Here is a 15,621-nt window from a genome sequence, read left to right as displayed (position 1 = left end):
AGACGAAGCAAGATTAATCCTACACCGTTCCCTGTTTTTACTTAGGGAAAGGCAAGGCGTTATCTGATAAGGAAAGTTAAAAAACCGACAGATTTAGCTCGCGCATCGCACCCATCCAGATCGCGTAGTCGGTGTGGTCCTTCAGGTCATCGCCGGTTTCAGGATGCAGGAAGACCACCAGGCCATCGCGGTGCAGCGCCAGCCACGGCAACACCACGCCGATGTATTCCGGCTCGAATGCCAGCTGGCAGCTCCAATCCGGATGCGGGCCCACCGGCCGCTCATGCACACGGCCCATGCGCAACGGGAACAGCCTGGCGGCGTCCTCACACAGCGTGCGCGCCTGGTCGATGGTGCTGGCGTCGAAGTAGATATGGGCGTGATAGCCCTTGATACGTTGCATGACGGACTCCGGATCCACGATGTGCCGATCCTAGACCGCAATCGAAGGCAGGGCCAGCCCGGTCAACGACTGCGCACTGCTGGCCTGTTCCGCCATCAGCCATTGGACAAAACGCTCAACCAACTGCCCGCGGCGTTTGCGCTGGGGTTGCACCACGTAATAACCGAAACGCGAGGTCACCGTGGGGCTGATCGGTCGGCACAGCCAGTTCTGTTCCAGCAGGTTATCCACCAAATGGCGCCAGCCGATGGCAACGCCCTGGCCGGCAATCGCAGCCTGAATCAGCAAGGTGTAGTTGTCGAAGCGCAATTGCCCGGGAGTTGGCGCAGCGGATATACCCAATTGGCGGAACACCCCGCTCCAGTCGAACCATTGGCTGTTGTTTTCCTGACGCAGGTGCAGCAACGGGTACTCAGGCAAGGATTGCACCGTCATCGGCGCGGCCTGAGCCTTGAGCCACTGCGGGCTGCATACCGGGAACACTTCCTCATTGAACAACCACAGGCTGTCGCCCTGCTTGAAACGGCCATCGCCGAACAGCACCGCCACATCGATATCGCTGCGCAGGCTGGCGTGGTTGCGCTCACTGGTAACCAGGCTCACATCCACCTGCGGGTTGGCCTGGTGAAAGCGATGCAGGCGCGGCATCAGCCAATAGGCGGCGAAGGCAAAGTCGGTAGCCACTTGCAGTACTTCGTGCTGGTCCTGTTGGGTGATGGTGCTGAGCCCTTGATTGATGCTTTGCAGGGCGCCCTGTACGTGCTCGAACAACAGCACGCCGGCGTCGGTCAGTTCGATACCGCGATAGATGCGGTCAAACAGGCGGATTGCCAGTTGTTCTTCAAGACGCTTGATCTGCTGGCTGACCGCCGGCTGGGTGGTGCCAAGCTCCATCGCCGCGGCGGTAAAACTGCGGTGGCGCGCCGCCGCTTCGAAGGCTCGCAGCAGATCGAGAGAGAGGTTACCCAGCGCTTCATACATAAGCTGTCGTTATCCTAGGCATTGCTTGTCATGGGCTTTACCCTGATTTCCATGGGCCGCATTCTCATTGGCATAAACACTTACTATGGAATGCCGAGAAACCATGAAGCGCAAGAACATTCTTTTCATCATGGCCGATCAAATGGCCGCTCCCATGCTGCCGTTCTACGGGCCTTCCTCGATCAAGCTGCCCAACCTCAGCCGCCTCGCCGCCCAAGGCGTGGTATTCGAGGCCGCCTATTGCAACAGTCCGTTGTGTGCGCCTTCGCGCTTCACTCTGGTCAGCGGCCAGTTGCCGAGCAAGATCGGCGCCTACGACAACGCTGCCGATTTCCCCGCCGATGTGCCGACCTATGCCCACTACCTGCGTCGCCTCGGCTACCGCACCGCGTTGTCGGGCAAGATGCATTTCTGTGGCCCCGACCAGTTGCACGGCTATGAAGAACGCCTGACCAGCGATATCTACCCCGCGGATTATGGCTGGGCGGTGAATTGGGATGAGCCCGACGTACGCCCCACCTGGTACCACAACATGTCTTCGGTGCTGCAAGCGGGCCCGTGCGTGCGCACCAACCAGCTGGACTTCGACGAGGAGGTGGTGTTCAAGGCGCAGCAATACCTGTTCGATCATATCCGCGAGGACGGTGATCGGCCCTTCTGCCTGACCGTATCGATGACCCATCCCCACGACCCTTACACTATTCCCAAGCCGTTCTGGGACCTGTACGACGACGCCGACATCCCTTTGCCTGCAACGCCGGCGCAAGCAGAGCTGGACCCACACTCCCAGCGTCTGCTCAAGGTCTATGACTTGTGGGATAAACCGCTGCCTGTGGACAAGATCCGCGATGCCCGTCGCGCCTACTTCGGTGCGTGCAGTTACATCGACAGCAATGTCGGCAAACTCCTGCAAACCCTGGAAGACACCGGCCTGGCTGACGACACCCTGATCATCTTCTCCGGCGACCACGGTGACATGCTCGGCGAGCGTGGCCTCTGGTACAAAATGCACTGGTTTGAAATGGCCGCCCGCGTGCCGCTGCTGATCAGCGCGCCGGGCCAATTTGCGGCTGGGCGGGTCACTCAGGCCGTGTCCACCGCCGACCTGCTGCCGACCCTGGTGGAGCTGGCCGGCGGCGAGCTGGACCCACACTTGCCGCTGGACGGTCGCTCTCTGGTCCCGCACCTGCAAGGGCAGGGCGGGCATGACGAAGTGTTTGGCGAATACATGGCCGAAGGCACCATCAGCCCATTGATGATGATTCGCCGGGGCGCCTACAAATTTATCTACAGCGAGGACGACCCTTGCCTACTGTTTGATGTGCGCAACGACCCGCACGAGCGGGAAAACCTCAGCCTGTCAGCAGAACATCGCTCGCTGTTCGAGGCCTTTTTGTGTGAAGCGCGGGCCAAATGGGACATCCCGGCGATCCATCAGCAAGTGCTTGCCAGCCAGCGTCGGCGCCGTCTGGTGTTTGAGGCACTGACTCAAGGCACGCTCAAGAGCTGGGACCACCAGCCACAGGTGGATGCCAGTCAGCAGTACATGCGCAACCATATCGACCTCGACGACCTGGAGCGCAAGGCACGTTATCCACAACCCTGCCAAAACCAATAAACAGACAGAGGGAAGGCCATGCAAAAGTTGACCGTGGTACTGAGCATATTGGCGCTGGGCAGCGCCAACGTGTACGCAGACGCTCGCTGTGAAACGGTAAAGATGGCCGATCCAGGCTGGAGCGACATTGCCGCCACCAATGCCATTACCGGTTTTTTGCTGACGGGGATGGGCTACAAAGCCAAGGTCGATACCCTGGCGGTGCCGATCACTTTTGGCGGGCTCAAGGACGGTCAGGTGGATGTGTTTCTCGGCAACTGGATGCCGGCGCAACAAGGTTTTTATGACAAGTTCGTGGCCAACGGCGATGTGGTGCAACTGGCGAAGAACCTCGACGGCACCGAGTTCACCCTCGCGGTGCCGGACTACGTATGGGACGCCGGCGTACGTGACTTTGCCGACCTGAACAAGTTTGCCGACAAGTTCGACAAGAAGATCTACGGCATCGGCTCCGGCGCGCCGGCAAATATCTCGTTGCAGGAGATCATCAAAAAGAATGACTTCGACCTGGGCCAGTGGAAGCTGATCGAATCCAGCGAGCAGGCGATGCTCGCCGAGGTGTCGCGAGCGGTGAAGAAACAGCGCTTCGTCACCTTCCTCGGCTGGACGCCGCACCCGATGAACGTGCAGTTGAAGATGCATTACCTCAAGGGCGGCGAGCAGTATTTTGGCGCCACCGGTAGCGTGTATACCTTGACCCGCAAGGGTTACGCCCAAGCCTGCCCGAATGTCGCCAAACTGCTGACCAACCTGAGTTTCACCCAGGAGATGGAGAACGGCATCATGGCGCAGGTGGCCAACAACAAGGTCAGCAATGCCGAGGCGGCCAAAGCGTGGATCAAGGCCAACCCCGCGGTGCTGGACAAGTGGCTCGACGGCGTGAAAACCCTGGATGGCCAGGATGCGTTGCCCGCGGTCAAAGCCCAACTCTAAGATGCGCCTGGATCCAAATGTGGGAGGGGGCTTGCCCCCGATGACGGCCTATCAGCTATGAATGTATTGGCTGAAACACCGCTATCGGGAGCAAGCCCCCTCCCACAGGGAGCCGGTGTGTACTGATACTCTAAGCCAAACCTTCTACCCGAGCCTGCGATGCCCCGGCCCAACCGCCACACACTCTTCCCCTTCCTCAGCTGGCTCCCGCGCCAAACCCGCGCCAGCGTCGGCCGGGATGCGATCGTCGGCCTCAGTGGCGCCGTACTGGCCCTGCCACAGTCGATTGCCTACGCACTGATCGCCGGCCTGCCACCGGAATACGGGCTCTACGCGGCGATCATCCCGGTCTTGATCGCTTGCCTGTGGGGCTCTTCCTGGCACCTGATCTGTGGGCCCACGGCGGCGATTTCCATCGTGCTTTACGCCAGTATCAGCCCATTGGCCGTGCCAGGTTCCCAGGACTACATCACCCTCATCCTGTTGCTGACCTTCCTCGCCGGGGTGTTCCAGTGGTTGCTCGGCCTTCTGCGCTTTGGCGCGCTGGTGAATTTTGTCTCCCATTCGGTGGTGCTGGGTTTCACCCTGGGCGCCGCGGTGGTGATTGCCCTGGGGCAGTTGCCGAACCTGCTGGGGCTGGACTTGCCGAGCCAGGCCACCGCCCTCAACAGCCTGCTGGCGCTGGTCGACCATGGCGGTGAGTGGGATCGTGCGTCCCTGATCCTCGGGCTCGGCACTTTGCTGGTGGGCGCGCTGCTCAAGTCTCTGGTGCCACGCTGGCCGACGCTGTTGATCGCTTTAGTCCTGGGTAGCCTGACGGCATGGCTGTGGCCGACGATGTTCGGGCATGTGGCGCTGGTCAGTTCGTTTATCGGCCAGTTGCCGCCGTTCAGTCCATTGCCGATGGACCTGGACCTGGTACTGCGCCTGTTGCCCAGCGCGGTGGCGGTGGGGATGCTGGGGTTGGTGACCAGCCTGTCGATTGCGCGCTCACTGTCGGCTCGCTCGCAACAATTACTCGACGCCAACCAGGAAGTGCGCGCCCAGGGTTTATCCAACATCGTTGGCGGATTTTTCTCCGGCTACCTGTCAGCGGGTTCGTTCACCCGTTCGGGCCTCAGTTACGAGGCGGGTGCTTGTTCGCCCCTGGCTGGGGTGTTTTCGGCGCTGTGGGTGGCGTTATTTGCGTTGTTCGGCGCGACGTTGATCGCGCATATTCCCATCCCCAGCATGGCCGCCAGCATCCTGCTGATTTGCTGGGGTTTGGTGGATCATCGAGGGATTCGTGCTTTGTTTCGTGTCAGCCGCGCCGAATTCGTGGTGATGGGCCTGACGTGTGTCGCCACCTTGCTGCTGGAGCTACAAACGGCGATTTATGCCGGGGTGTTGGCATCGCTGTTTTTCTACCTCAAGCGCACTTCGCAACCACGGGTTCAGCAATGGCGCGATGGGGACGAGGATGTATTACGCGTGGGTGGCTCGATCTTTTTTGGCGCCAGCCATTACCTGCAAGTACGCCTGCAAAGTCTGCAGGGCACGCGGGTGGTGATCGAAGCGCAGCAGATCAATTTTATCGACTACTCCGGGGTGGAGATGCTGCATCAGGAGGCGCGACGGTTGGCGCGGTTGGGGCGTAGCCTGACCTTGCGTGGGGCCAGGCCGCAAGTAATCGAAGAGTTAAGAAAACTGGAAGGGGCCAAGAGTTGCCCCCTCCATTTCCAAGATTGAACACGATCAGGCCAATTGACGGCGTAGTTCGGCTAACACCGGCGCTGAATCAGGGCGCACACCACGCCACAGGAAGAAGGCTTCCGCTGCCTGCTCCACCAGCATCCCCAAACCATCCATCGCCACCACAGCGCCGTGTTCCGCAGCCCAGCGGCAGAACGCGGTAGGTTCCTTGGCGTACATCATGTCGTAGCAGAACGTCTTGCCCGGCTCGATCAGGCTGCCGGCAATCGGCGGTACATCGCCTGACAGGCTGGCGGACGTGGCATTGATGATCACGTCAACCGGCTCACGTAGCCAGTCGAAACCACTGGCAGACACCGGGCCCAGGTCGTCGAACAGCTCAGCCAGCAGCTCGGCCTTTTCCACGGTGCGGTTGGCAATGATCAACGAAGAGGGTTGCTGTGCCAGCAACGGCTCAAGTGCACCGCGCACCGCGCCACCGGCTCCCAACAACAGGATGCGTTTGCCTTGCAGGTTCAGCCCGGCGTTGACCGTCAGGTCGCGCACCAGGCCGGCGCCGTCGGTGTTGTCTCCCAACAACGTACCGTCCGCCAGTTTGCTCAGGGTGTTCACAGCTCCAGCGCGCTGGGCGCGTTCGGTCAAGGTATCGGCCAAACGATAGGCGTCTTCCTTGAACGGCACGGTCACGTTGGCGCCACGGCCCTGGCGAAAAAACTCACGGGCGCAGAGGGTGAAATCCTCCAACGGCGCGAGCAACGTGCTGTAGTCCAGTTGTTCGCCGGTCTGCTCGGCGAACATACGGTGGATCAGCGGCGATTTACTGTGGCCGATGGGGTTGCCGAACACGACATAACGGTCCATCACACCGCCGCCTTGGCTGCAACGACGCCGAGCCAGTCGCGGTCTTGCAGGAAATAATCGGTGAGGCGCGCCTCTTCGCTACCGGCCTCGGCCTTCCAGTCGTAGCTCCAACGGACCTGGGGCGGCAGCGACATCAGGATCGACTCTGTACGCCCGCCCGACTGCAAACCGAACAGGGTGCCACGGTCATAGACCAGGTTGAATTCGACGTAGCGGCCCCGGCGGAACTCCTGGAACTGACGCTGCTGCTCGGTATACGCCATGGCCTTGCGACGTTGCACAATCGGCAGGTAGGCATCGATATAGGCATCGCCGATGGCACGGATAAAGGCGAAACAGGTGTCGAAGCCCCATTCGTTCAAGTCATCGAAGAACAGGCCACCGATACCGCGAGGTTCATTGCGATGCTTGATGTGGAAATAGGCGTCGCACCAGGCTTTATAGCGTGCGTACACGTCCGGGCCAAAGGGCGCACAAGCTTGCTCGGCCACACGGTGCCAGTGGACGCAGTCTTCTTCGTTGCCGTAATACGGGGTCAAGTCAAAGCCGCCACCGAACCACCACACCGGCTCTTCGCCTTCTTTTTCAGCGATGAAAAAGCGCACATTGGCGTGGGATGTCGGCACATGGGGATTATGCGGATGAATCACCAGTGACACGCCCAAGGCTTCAAACCCCCGACCAGCCAGCTCAGGCCGATGGGCACTGGCGGACGGTGGCAAACCGCTGCCAAACACGTGGGAAAAGTTAACGCCGCCTTTTTCGATCACCGAACCGTTCTCGATCACACGGGTGCGACCGCCACCACCGGCAGGCCGGGTCCAGGCGTCTTCGATAAAGCGAGTATCCGTCTCGAAGGTTTCCAGGGCGTTGCAAATGCGATCTTGCAGGTCAAGCAGGTAGGCTTTAACGGCCTCGGTGCGGGTAGTCATGGCATCACCTTGAATCGGGCAAAGCTACGCGAGGCCATCGGGCGTCGGCGGCAAATGGGCGCACAGGATACCACTGCGCCCACATGCCACTGCACTTAGGTGCGCGGCAGTTGACGAAGATCAAGCTTAGGAGTCCGATAGGGGGCTACGCAGATTCGAACCCAAGGAAAAGTGCAGATGGCCAAACGTATCCAGTTCAGCGCCCACGGCGGCCCCGAAGTACTTGAGTATGTGGACTACACGCCAGCGGAGCCTGGCCCACAACAGGTGCGGGTGCGTAACGAGGCCATCGGTCTGAACTTCATCGACACCTATTTTCGCAGTGGCCTCTACGCACCGCCCGCGCTGCCATCCGGCCTGGGCGCTGAAGGCGCTGGTGTCGTCGATGCCGTGGGCAGTGAAGTCACCCAGTTCAAAGTCGGCGACCGCGTGGCCTACGGCAGCGGCCCGCTGGGTGCCTACAGCGAGTTGCATGTGTTGCCCGCCGCCAACCTGGTGCACCTGCCGGATGACATCAGTTTCGAGCAGGCCGCCGGGGCCATGCTCAAGGGCCTGACCGTGCAATATCTGCTGCGCCAGACCTACGAATTGAAAGGCGGCGAAACCATCCTGTTCCACGCCGCTGCCGGTGGCGTCGGCTCCCTGGCCTGCCAATGGGCCAAGGCCCTGGGCGTGAAGCTGATCGGCACCGTGAGTTCGCCGGAAAAGGCCGCCCTGGCCAAATCCCTCGGCGCCTGGGAAACCATCGACTACAGCAAGGAGAATGTCGCACAACGTGTGCTGGAATTGACTGACGGTAAAAAGGTGCCGGTGGTGTACGACGGCGTCGGCAAGGACACCTGGCTGACCTCTCTGGACAGCGTGGCGCCACGGGGTTTGGTCGTAAGCTTTGGCAACGCGTCGGGCGCGGTGGACGGGGTGAACCTGGGCATTCTGTCGGCCAAGGGCTCGCTGTACGTGACCCGCCCGACGCTGGCGACCTACGCCAACAATCCGGCGAACTTGCAGGCGATGGCGGACGATCTGTTTTCGATGATCAAGAGCGGCAAGGTGCGCATTGATATCAACCAGCGCTACCCGCTGGCGGATGCGGCCAAAGCGCAGACCGAGTTGTCGGCGCGACGCACGACTGGCTCAACCATTCTGTTGCCTTGAGTGCGTCATCGCAGGCAAACCAGCTCCCACATTTGACCGCGATGACTGATCAAATGTGGGAGCCGGGCTTGCCCGCGATGGCCGTGCCTCGATCTCAGGAGGGGCGCACGACCTCACCTGTCACCAGGTCCCGAATCAGGCTTGGGTTCTTGCGCCCACCCAGCGCGCCACCCAACACCAAGTCCACTTGCCCGCGGAAATACTGCTCCACGCGAATACGCGTGCGTGCCGCCGGGCGCCCCTGAGGGTTGGCCGACGTGGAGATCAACGGCCCGACCTGAGCGCACAAATCCCTCACCAACGGGTGATCAGTGACCCGCAACGCCACGGTGTCATGCATACCCGTGACCCATTCGGGCAACAAGTCCTGGTGGGGCACCAGCCAGGTATTCGGCCCGGGCCAGGTGCTGGCCATGCGATCGATCCAGGTGTCCGGGAAGTCTTCGAACAGGAAGTCGAATTGACGAATGTTGTCCGCTACCAGAATCAGGCCCTTGTCCACCGAGCGGTTCTTGATCGCCAATAGCCGATCCACCGCTTCTTCATTCCACGGGTCGCAACCCAGGCCCCAGACCGCCTCGGTCGGATAGGCAATCACCGCGCCTGCGCGAATTTCCCGTGCGGCTTGCAGCACACGCCACCTGTTGACCATTATTTAATCTCCGGACTAAAGCTCTGGGCAGTTTACCGATCTTCGTTACAAAACCCAGCGCCAAAAACCGGCAGCACCTAAACCTGGCAACGCGCCAGCCAGCGCCCGCTTTCGCAGATGACCTGGCCTTCCAGCTCCAGCTCCGTAAGAGTCGCCAGCACCTGGGACAACGGCCGACCACTGGCAATCGCCAGGGCTTCACTGGTATGCGGCGCAGCATGCAGCAGTGCCACCAGTGGGTGGGTGATCGGCACCGGCGCAGGGCGCGATAACGCCTGCCAACCGCGCAGCGCCTCAAGGATGTGTTCGATGGTTTCCACCAGCACCGCGCCATCACGGATCAGTTGATGGCAACCCTTGGCACCGGGATGGTGAATGGAGCCCGGGATCGCATACACCTCGCGCCCTTGCTCTGCGGCCAGCCGTGCGGTGATCAGCGAACCGCTGGCCATGCTGGCTTCCACCACCAGAACCCCCAGCGAGAGCCCGCTGATAATCCGATTGCGCCGTGGAAAATTACCGGCCTGGGGCCCCGCGTCCAACGGAAACTCAGAAACCACCGCGCTGCCTTGGGCAATCATCGCGGCAGCGAGCTTGCGGTGGCGCTGTGGATAAAAATTTTCCAGCCCGGTGCCAAGCACCCCGACTGTACGACCGCCCACCTCCAGCGCTGCCTGATGTGCTGCGCCGTCAATGCCCAGCGCCAAACCACTGGTGATGACAAAACCGGCGCTCGCCAGGCTGCGGGAAAACGCGGCGGCCGTGTCCATGCCGGGGCGGGAAGCACGCCGGCTACCGACCATGGCCAACTGTGGTTTTTCCAGAATGCCCGGGTCGCCCGCAACGAATAACAGCGGCGGTGCGTCGTCGATCTGAGCGAGCAAGGCCGGGTACTCAGGTTGGTCCCACATCAGCAAATGCTGGGCCGGACGCTCTAACCAGGCCAATGCCGTACTGGCGCCATCACGGATTTGCGGGCTACGCCGGGCATCGGCGCTGATGGCGGGCAACCCGAGGGAACGCCAGGCACTGGCGGGGGCACTGAGGGCCTTGGAGGCGCAGCCGAACGCTTGGATCAATACGTGAAAACGCTTGGGACCCAGTTCTGGCAGCCTGTGCAAGCGTAGTCGGGCTTCCAGCTCTGCCGGAGAAATTTCGCTACTGTTTATCGGATTCATTTGATCATCCTTGACCGGAACAAGCTGTGGATAACTCTGTTGGTAACTTATTTAGCAGGCTATTTATTGCGCTTGTTGACGGGTCTCGAAACGATCCTTTACAGCCAGCGCGCGTGAAGCACTGAGCACCAAGGCGTAACTGAGTTTTTCATAGGTGCGAAACACCAGAAGAGTGCCGGCCCGTTCTTCCGGGAGTTGTGTTGGCGTGCCGGTAAGGACGTCTCGCACCGTGGCACCCGCCTTGATCACCGTCAGTAACTGGCCTTCGATCAATCCGTCGCGGCGGCCCTTGTTCAGGGTCACGGCGTCCAGCACACCAATCTGAGTGACGCCCCTGGGGATGTCGATGATGTGCCCTGCGATGAAAGCCGTGGATTTGGCTGACTCCAGGGTGTTCAGCGCGACCGGACGTTGGGCACCAAGCAAGCGGTCACCTGGACGGATTTCCTGGGTAACCCGCTGCACCGCCAGGGTGGTGAGGTCGTCGGCGAGTACAAAGCATGCGGTGCCGATATCGTCGGCATTGATGCCCAGTAGCTCCTGGGTGCCTGGGTCGGTGTAGACCTTGCCTCGACGAAAGATTCCGTAGCTTGGCTGGGCCGGGTCCAGCTGACCGCGAGCATGCACGCGCTCACCGTTGGCCCCCAGCACGCGACCGCCTTGCGCTGCGACGATATAAGGCGCGTTGTCCAGGTCCTGGGGCGTATCGACAATCCGGTTATGCAGTAAAAAGTGCTGGATGGCCTGTTGCGTCGCGTGATCCAGGCGTTCAGTGGGCTTGGGAATCAACGCCATGGCGACGGGGGCCCACAGCAGCAAGACGAGTAGCGATTTCCTCATGGGGTGAATCTCCTTTATTATGTGCGTTCGCGTGAAATGCCTTGGCCCTCGTGGCTTCTGAGCGTTTCACACCGGCCGTGTGGGTCCATCCCACCGCCGATTGGTCTTTACCTCACATGTGCAGCAATTACGCTTATGGCTATTTTGAACATCCTCGAATTTCCCGACTCGCGCCTGCGCACGATCGCCAAGCCGGTGGCCGTAGTGGACGACAAGGTTCGTCAGTTGGTCGATGACATGTTTGAAACAATGTATGAAGCTCCGGGCATTGGCCTCGCCGCTACCCAGGTCAACGTGCATCTGCGTGTCGTGGTCATGGACCTGTCGGAAGATCGCAGCGAACCCCGGGTGTACATCAACCCCGAGTTCGAACCACTGACCGATGAGATGGGCGAATACCAGGAAGGCTGCCTGTCGGTGCCGGAGTTCTACGAGAACGTCGAACGCCCGTTGCGCGTGAAGATCAAGGCCCTGGACCGTGATGGCAAACCGTTTGAGCTGATTGCCGAAGGTCTGTTGGCAGTGTGCATCCAACATGAATGCGACCACCTTAACGGCAAGCTGTTTGTCGATTACCTGTCCACGCTCAAGCGGGACCGGATCAAGAAGAAGCTGGAAAAAAAGCATCGCCAGCAAGCTTGATGCCCTTCTTCCAAAGGCTTGCTGCGGCAAGCCTTTTTCTTTTGTGACTGTTTTTAACCGAGAACTCCCATGACCGAGCCATTGCGCATTGTTTTTGCCGGCACCCCTGAATTCGCCGCCGAACACCTCAAGGCGCTGCTTGCCAGCCCTTATGACATCGTCGCGGTGTACACCCAGCCGGATCGCCCGGCCGGTCGCGGGCAAAAACTGATGCCGAGCCCGGTCAAGCAACTGGCGCTTGAACACACTATTCCCGTGCTGCAACCGCCGACCCTGCGTAATGCCGAGGCCCAGGCCGAAATGGCCGCGCTGAAACCGGACCTGCTGGTGGTGGTGGCCTACGGTTTGATCCTGCCCCAGGCGGTGCTGGATATCCCGCGCCTGGGTTGCATCAACAGCCATGCTTCGCTACTGCCTCGCTGGCGTGGTGCGGCGCCGATCCAGCGCGCCGTGGAGGCGGGCGACAGCGAAAGCGGCGTGACCGTGATGCGCATGGAGGCGGGCCTGGACACCGGACCGATGCTGCTCAAGGTCACCACCCCGATCACCGCGCAAGACACCGGTGGCAGCCTGCACGACCGCCTTGCCGAAATGGGCCCACCTGCCGTAATCCAGGCCATCGCCGGCCTCGCAGCAGGCACCCTGGAAGGCGAGGTACAGGACGACAGCCTGGCCACCTACGCGCACAAATTGAACAAAGACGAAGCGCGCATCGACTGGAGCCGCCCGGCCGTGGAGCTGGAGCGCCTGGTACGTGCCTTCAACCCATGGCCAATTTGCCATAGCACCCTGAACGGCGAAGCCTTGAAGGTGTTGAACGCGACCCTGGCCGACGGCAAAGGCGCCCCCGGCGAGATTATCGGCGCCAGCAAAGACGGGCTGTTCGTCGCTTGCGGTGATCAGGCGCTGTGCCTGACACGTCTGCAATTGCCCGGCGGCAAAGCGCTGAACTTCAGCGATTTGTTCAATAGCCGCCGTGAGAAATTTGCCTTGGGCACGATCCTCGGGGTGGCCACTCAATGAACCCACGTCTGGCCGCCGCCAAGGCTCTCGCTGCCGTGCTCAACGGCAAGGCTTCGCTGAACAGTTCATTGCCCACGCAATTGGACAAGGTCGAAGACCGGGATCGCGGTTTCACCCAGGACCTGGCCTTTGGCACCGCCCGCTGGCAGCCAAGGTTGTCGGCACTGGCAGCCAAGCTGCTGCAAAAACCGTTCAAGGCGGCAGACGCTGATGTCGAGGCGCTGTTGCTGGTGGGCCTCTATCAACTGCTCTACACCCGCGTACCGGCCCACGCCGCCATCGGTGAAACCGTCGGTTGCGCCGACAAGCTGAAAAAGCCCTGGGCCAAGGCCCTGCTCAATGCCGTACTGCGCCGGGCCCAGCGTGAAAGCGAAGCACTGCTGGCCGAGCTGGAACATGATCCGGTGGTGCGCACCGCCCACCCGCGCTGGCTGCAAAAATCCCTGAAAGCCTTCTGGCCCGAGCAATGGGAGGCTATCTGCGCGGCCAACAACGCGCACCCGCCGATGATCCTGCGGGTCAACCGTCGCCACCATAGTCGTGATGCGTATCTGCAATTACTGGCCGACGCCGCCATCAACGCCACCCCGTGCGTGTACAGCACCGACGGCATCGTGCTCGAAGCCGCCACTGATGTGCGCAGCCTGCCGGGCTTTGCCGAAGGCTGGATCAGCGTGCAGGACGAGGCCGCGCAATTGGCGGCCGACCTGCTCGATTTGGCCCCCGGCCAGCGCGTACTCGACGCCTGCTGCGCGCCAGGCGGCAAGACCTGTCACATCCTTGAGGTTGAAAAAGACCTGGCCGGTGTAGTGGCTGTGGATCTTGAAGCCAAACGCCTGGTGCGCGTGCGGGAAAACCTTGCACGCCTGGGCCTCAGCGCCGACCTGATCGCCGCCGACGGCCGCGACACAGCGACCTGGTGGGACGGCAAGCCATTCCAGCGCATCCTGCTGGACGCACCTTGCTCTGCCACCGGCGTGATCCGTCGGCACCCGGACATCAAGCTGACCCGCCAGCCCGACGACATCGCCGCCCTCGCGGTGCTGCAAGGCGAATTGCTTGACGCCCTGTGGCCAACCCTGGAAGTCGGCGGCATCCTGCTGTACGCCACCTGCTCCACGCTACCCACCGAAAATACCGAGGTCATCCAAGCCTTCCTCGCCCGCACCAGCGGCGCGCGCGAACTGGACCTCGCTACCAGCGCCGGCATCAAGCAGCCCCACGGCCGCCAACTGCTCGCGCAGGAAGGCGGGCACGATGGCTTCTACTACGCCAAACTGATCAAGATCGCCGCCGCACGCGGCTGAATGGGTTTAAGGGAGTGACCGGATGAAAATCATCATCCTTGGGGCAGGGCAGGTCGGAGGCACGCTGGCCGAACACTTGGCCGGCGAAGCCAACGACATCACCGTGGTCGACACCGATGCCGAGCGCCTGCGCAACCTGGGCGACCGCCTGGACATCCGCACGGTACAAGGCCGGGCGTCGTTTCCAACGGTGCTGCGTCAGGCGGGTGCCGACGATGCCGACATGCTTGTGGCGGTGACCAACAGCGACGAGACCAACATGGTCGCGTGCCAGGTCGCTCATACGTTATTCCACACCCCAACCAAGATCGCCCGGGTGCGCGAAGCGGCCTACCTGACTCGCGCCGGCCTGTTCGATAATGACGCTATTCCGGTGGACGTATTGATCAGCCCGGAACAGGTGGTCACCCACTACATCAAGCGCCTGATCGAAATCCCTGGCGCCTTGCAGGTGATCGACTTCGCCGAGGGCAAGGCGCAACTGGTGGCGGTAAAGGCGTACTACGGCGGGCCGTTGGTTGGCCAACAACTGCGCCAGCTGCGTGAGCACATGCCAAACGTGGAAACCCGCGTGGCCGCGATTTTCCGTCGTGACCGGCCGATCCTGCCCCAAGGCGAAACGGTGATCGAGGCCGACGACGAAGTGTTTTTCATCGCCGCCAAGGCGAATATTCGTGCGGTCATGAGCGAAATGCGCAGGCTCGACGAGAGCTACAAACGCATCGTCATCGCGGGCGGCGGGCAGATCGGCGAGCGGTTGGCCGAGGCCATCGAAAGCCGCTACCAGGTGAAGATCATCGAGATGAGCCCGACGCGTTGCCGGCATTTGTCCGACACCCTCGACAGCACTGTCGTACTGCAAGGCAGCGCCTCGGACCGCGACCTGCTGATGGAAGAAAACATCGCCGACGCCGATATCTTCCTCGCCCTGACCAACGATGACGAAGCCAACATCATGTCGTCGTTGCTGGCCAAGCGGCTGGGGGCGAAGAAGGTGATGACCATCATCAACAACCCGGCCTATGTGGACCTGATCCAGGGCGGCGATATCGACATCGCCATCAGCCCCCAACTGGCGACCATCGGTACCTTGCTCGCCCACGTGCGGCGTGGCGATATTGTCAGCGTGCACTCCCTGCGCCGGGGTGCGGCGGAAGCCATCGAGGCGATTGCCCACGGTGATTCGAAGTCGAGCAAGGTGATTGGCAAGGCCATCCGCGATATCGGCCTGCCGCCGGGTACCACCATTGGTGCAATCATCCGCGATGAAGAAGTGATCATCGCCCACGACGACACGGTGATCGCCACTGGAGACCATGTGATTTTGTTCCTTGTGGATAAAAAACATATCCGCGATGTAGAGAAGCTGTTCCACGTGGGCTTGAGCTTTTTCTGATCAAACGG

The 15,621-nt window shown here is 61.2% G+C and carries 15 protein-coding genes; 8 read left to right on the top strand and 7 right to left on the bottom strand.

Annotated elements, in window-relative coordinates:
* Nucleotides 1-76 precede the first annotated feature (76 nt).
* Entirely contained in the window at nucleotides 77-403 is a 327-nt protein-coding gene (locus J1G33_RS05985) for a DOPA 4,5-dioxygenase family protein (protein ID WP_078822701.1), read from the bottom strand.
* Between the two features lie 30 nt (nucleotides 404-433).
* Entirely contained in the window at nucleotides 434-1,384 is a 951-nt protein-coding gene (locus J1G33_RS05980) for a LysR family transcriptional regulator (protein ID WP_032878587.1), read from the bottom strand.
* 103 nt (nucleotides 1,385-1,487) lie between these two features.
* On the opposite strand from J1G33_RS05980, the gene betC reads away from it, so the two are divergent.
* From betC to J1G33_RS05965, 3 genes are all read left to right on the top strand, one after another.
* The gene (gene betC / locus J1G33_RS05975) at nucleotides 1,488-3,002 is read left to right on the top strand and encodes a choline-sulfatase (RefSeq protein ID WP_032878588.1); all 1,515 of its coding nucleotides are present in this window, start codon (nucleotides 1,488-1,490) and stop codon (nucleotides 3,000-3,002) included.
* 18 nt (nucleotides 3,003-3,020) lie between these two features.
* Nucleotides 3,021-3,935, top strand: a complete 915-nt coding sequence (gene choX, locus J1G33_RS05970) for a choline ABC transporter substrate-binding protein (RefSeq protein ID WP_032878589.1) — start codon at nucleotides 3,021-3,023, stop codon at nucleotides 3,933-3,935.
* Between the two features lie 159 nt (nucleotides 3,936-4,094).
* A complete protein-coding gene (locus tag J1G33_RS05965; protein ID WP_032878591.1) occupies nucleotides 4,095-5,663 on the top strand; it encodes a SulP family inorganic anion transporter in 1,569 nt (522 codons plus the stop codon).
* A 6-nt stretch (nucleotides 5,664-5,669) separates the two neighbouring features.
* Here J1G33_RS05965 and aroE read toward each other — a convergent pair whose 3' ends face one another.
* Together aroE and hemF are read right to left on the bottom strand one after the other, a co-directional pair.
* Nucleotides 5,670-6,488 carry a shikimate dehydrogenase gene (gene aroE / locus J1G33_RS05960; protein ID WP_078822698.1) on the bottom strand — a complete coding sequence of 273 codons (819 nt, stop codon included), beginning with the start codon at nucleotides 6,486-6,488 and terminating at the stop codon, nucleotides 5,670-5,672.
* Nucleotides 6,488-7,420, bottom strand: coding sequence for an oxygen-dependent coproporphyrinogen oxidase (gene hemF, locus J1G33_RS05955; protein WP_103734096.1), 933 nt, complete (start codon nucleotides 7,418-7,420; stop codon nucleotides 6,488-6,490). The genes aroE and hemF overlap by 1 nt, the downstream gene beginning before the upstream one ends.
* Nucleotides 7,421-7,597: 177 nt before the next feature.
* Here hemF and J1G33_RS05950 point away from each other — a divergent pair, with 177 nt between their 5' ends.
* Nucleotides 7,598-8,575 (top strand): quinone oxidoreductase, encoded by a 978-nt coding sequence (locus J1G33_RS05950; protein WP_032878594.1) that lies wholly within the window; start codon nucleotides 7,598-7,600, stop codon nucleotides 8,573-8,575.
* 94 nt (nucleotides 8,576-8,669) lie between these two features.
* Here J1G33_RS05950 and J1G33_RS05945 read toward each other — a convergent pair whose 3' ends face one another.
* The 3 genes from J1G33_RS05945 to J1G33_RS05935 all read right to left on the bottom strand — a co-directional run bounded on the left by J1G33_RS05945 (nucleotide 8,670) and on the right by J1G33_RS05935 (nucleotide 11,245).
* A complete protein-coding gene (locus J1G33_RS05945) occupies nucleotides 8,670-9,227 on the bottom strand; it encodes an L-threonylcarbamoyladenylate synthase (RefSeq protein ID WP_032878595.1) in 558 nt (185 codons plus the stop codon).
* A gap of 77 nt (nucleotides 9,228-9,304) precedes the next feature.
* Nucleotides 9,305-10,405 (bottom strand): DNA-processing protein DprA, encoded by a 1,101-nt coding sequence (gene dprA, locus J1G33_RS05940; protein ID WP_223017807.1) that lies wholly within the window; start codon nucleotides 10,403-10,405, stop codon nucleotides 9,305-9,307.
* A gap of 63 nt (nucleotides 10,406-10,468) precedes the next feature.
* Entirely contained in the window at nucleotides 10,469-11,245 is a 777-nt protein-coding gene (locus tag J1G33_RS05935; protein ID WP_223017806.1) for a peptidoglycan-binding protein, read from the bottom strand.
* A 135-nt stretch (nucleotides 11,246-11,380) separates the two neighbouring features.
* On the opposite strand from J1G33_RS05935, the gene def reads away from it, so the two are divergent.
* From def to trkA, 4 genes are all read left to right on the top strand, one after another.
* Nucleotides 11,381-11,887 (top strand): peptide deformylase, encoded by a 507-nt coding sequence (def, locus tag J1G33_RS05930; protein ID WP_005783383.1) that lies wholly within the window; start codon nucleotides 11,381-11,383, stop codon nucleotides 11,885-11,887.
* 69 nt (nucleotides 11,888-11,956) lie between these two features.
* Nucleotides 11,957-12,910, top strand: a complete 954-nt coding sequence (gene fmt, locus J1G33_RS05925; RefSeq protein WP_032878599.1) for a methionyl-tRNA formyltransferase — start codon at nucleotides 11,957-11,959, stop codon at nucleotides 12,908-12,910.
* Nucleotides 12,907-14,217 (top strand): 16S rRNA (cytosine(967)-C(5))-methyltransferase RsmB, encoded by a 1,311-nt coding sequence (rsmB, locus tag J1G33_RS05920; protein WP_032878600.1) that lies wholly within the window; start codon nucleotides 12,907-12,909, stop codon nucleotides 14,215-14,217. Before fmt ends, rsmB begins: the two co-directional genes overlap by 4 nt.
* A gap of 22 nt (nucleotides 14,218-14,239) precedes the next feature.
* Nucleotides 14,240-15,613 carry a Trk system potassium transporter TrkA gene (gene trkA, locus J1G33_RS05915; RefSeq protein WP_223017805.1) on the top strand — a complete coding sequence of 458 codons (1,374 nt, stop codon included), beginning with the start codon at nucleotides 14,240-14,242 and terminating at the stop codon, nucleotides 15,611-15,613.
* Nucleotides 15,614-15,621: the final 8 nt, after the last annotated feature.

Origin of the sequence: Pseudomonas sp. P867, assembly GCF_019891455.1 — a bacterium.
Classification (GTDB): Bacteria; Pseudomonadota; Gammaproteobacteria; order Pseudomonadales; family Pseudomonadaceae; genus Aquipseudomonas; species Aquipseudomonas synxantha_A.
This window is presented reverse-complemented; position numbering and strand designations above follow the sequence as displayed.

Excerpts from the sequence above, each read along its gene's own strand:
- dprA (WP_223017807.1), bottom strand. The coding sequence starts at position 10,405 with ATGAATCCGATAAACAGTAGCGAAATTTCTCCGGCAGAGCTGGAAGCC.
- rsmB (WP_032878600.1), top strand. The coding sequence starts at position 12,907 with ATGAACCCACGTCTGGCCGCCGCCAAGGCTCTCGCTGCCGTGCTCAAC.
- hemF (WP_103734096.1), bottom strand. The coding sequence starts at position 7,420 with ATGACTACCCGCACCGAGGCCGTTAAAGCCTACCTGCTTGACCTGCAA.
- J1G33_RS05980 (WP_032878587.1), bottom strand. The coding sequence starts at position 1,384 with ATGTATGAAGCGCTGGGTAACCTCTCTCTCGATCTGCTGCGAGCCTTC.
- fmt (WP_032878599.1), top strand. The coding sequence starts at position 11,957 with ATGACCGAGCCATTGCGCATTGTTTTTGCCGGCACCCCTGAATTCGCC.
- choX (WP_032878589.1), top strand. The coding sequence starts at position 3,021 with ATGCAAAAGTTGACCGTGGTACTGAGCATATTGGCGCTGGGCAGCGCC.
- J1G33_RS05950 (WP_032878594.1), top strand. The coding sequence starts at position 7,598 with ATGGCCAAACGTATCCAGTTCAGCGCCCACGGCGGCCCCGAAGTACTT.
- def (WP_005783383.1), top strand. The coding sequence starts at position 11,381 with ATGGCTATTTTGAACATCCTCGAATTTCCCGACTCGCGCCTGCGCACG.
- betC (WP_032878588.1), top strand. The coding sequence starts at position 1,488 with ATGAAGCGCAAGAACATTCTTTTCATCATGGCCGATCAAATGGCCGCT.
- aroE (WP_078822698.1), bottom strand. The coding sequence starts at position 6,488 with ATGGACCGTTATGTCGTGTTCGGCAACCCCATCGGCCACAGTAAATCG.
- trkA (WP_223017805.1), top strand. The coding sequence starts at position 14,240 with ATGAAAATCATCATCCTTGGGGCAGGGCAGGTCGGAGGCACGCTGGCC.
- J1G33_RS05945 (WP_032878595.1), bottom strand. The coding sequence starts at position 9,227 with ATGGTCAACAGGTGGCGTGTGCTGCAAGCCGCACGGGAAATTCGCGCA.
- J1G33_RS05935 (WP_223017806.1), bottom strand. The coding sequence starts at position 11,245 with ATGAGGAAATCGCTACTCGTCTTGCTGCTGTGGGCCCCCGTCGCCATG.
- J1G33_RS05965 (WP_032878591.1), top strand. The coding sequence starts at position 4,095 with ATGCCCCGGCCCAACCGCCACACACTCTTCCCCTTCCTCAGCTGGCTC.
- J1G33_RS05985 (WP_078822701.1), bottom strand. The coding sequence starts at position 403 with ATGCAACGTATCAAGGGCTATCACGCCCATATCTACTTCGACGCCAGC.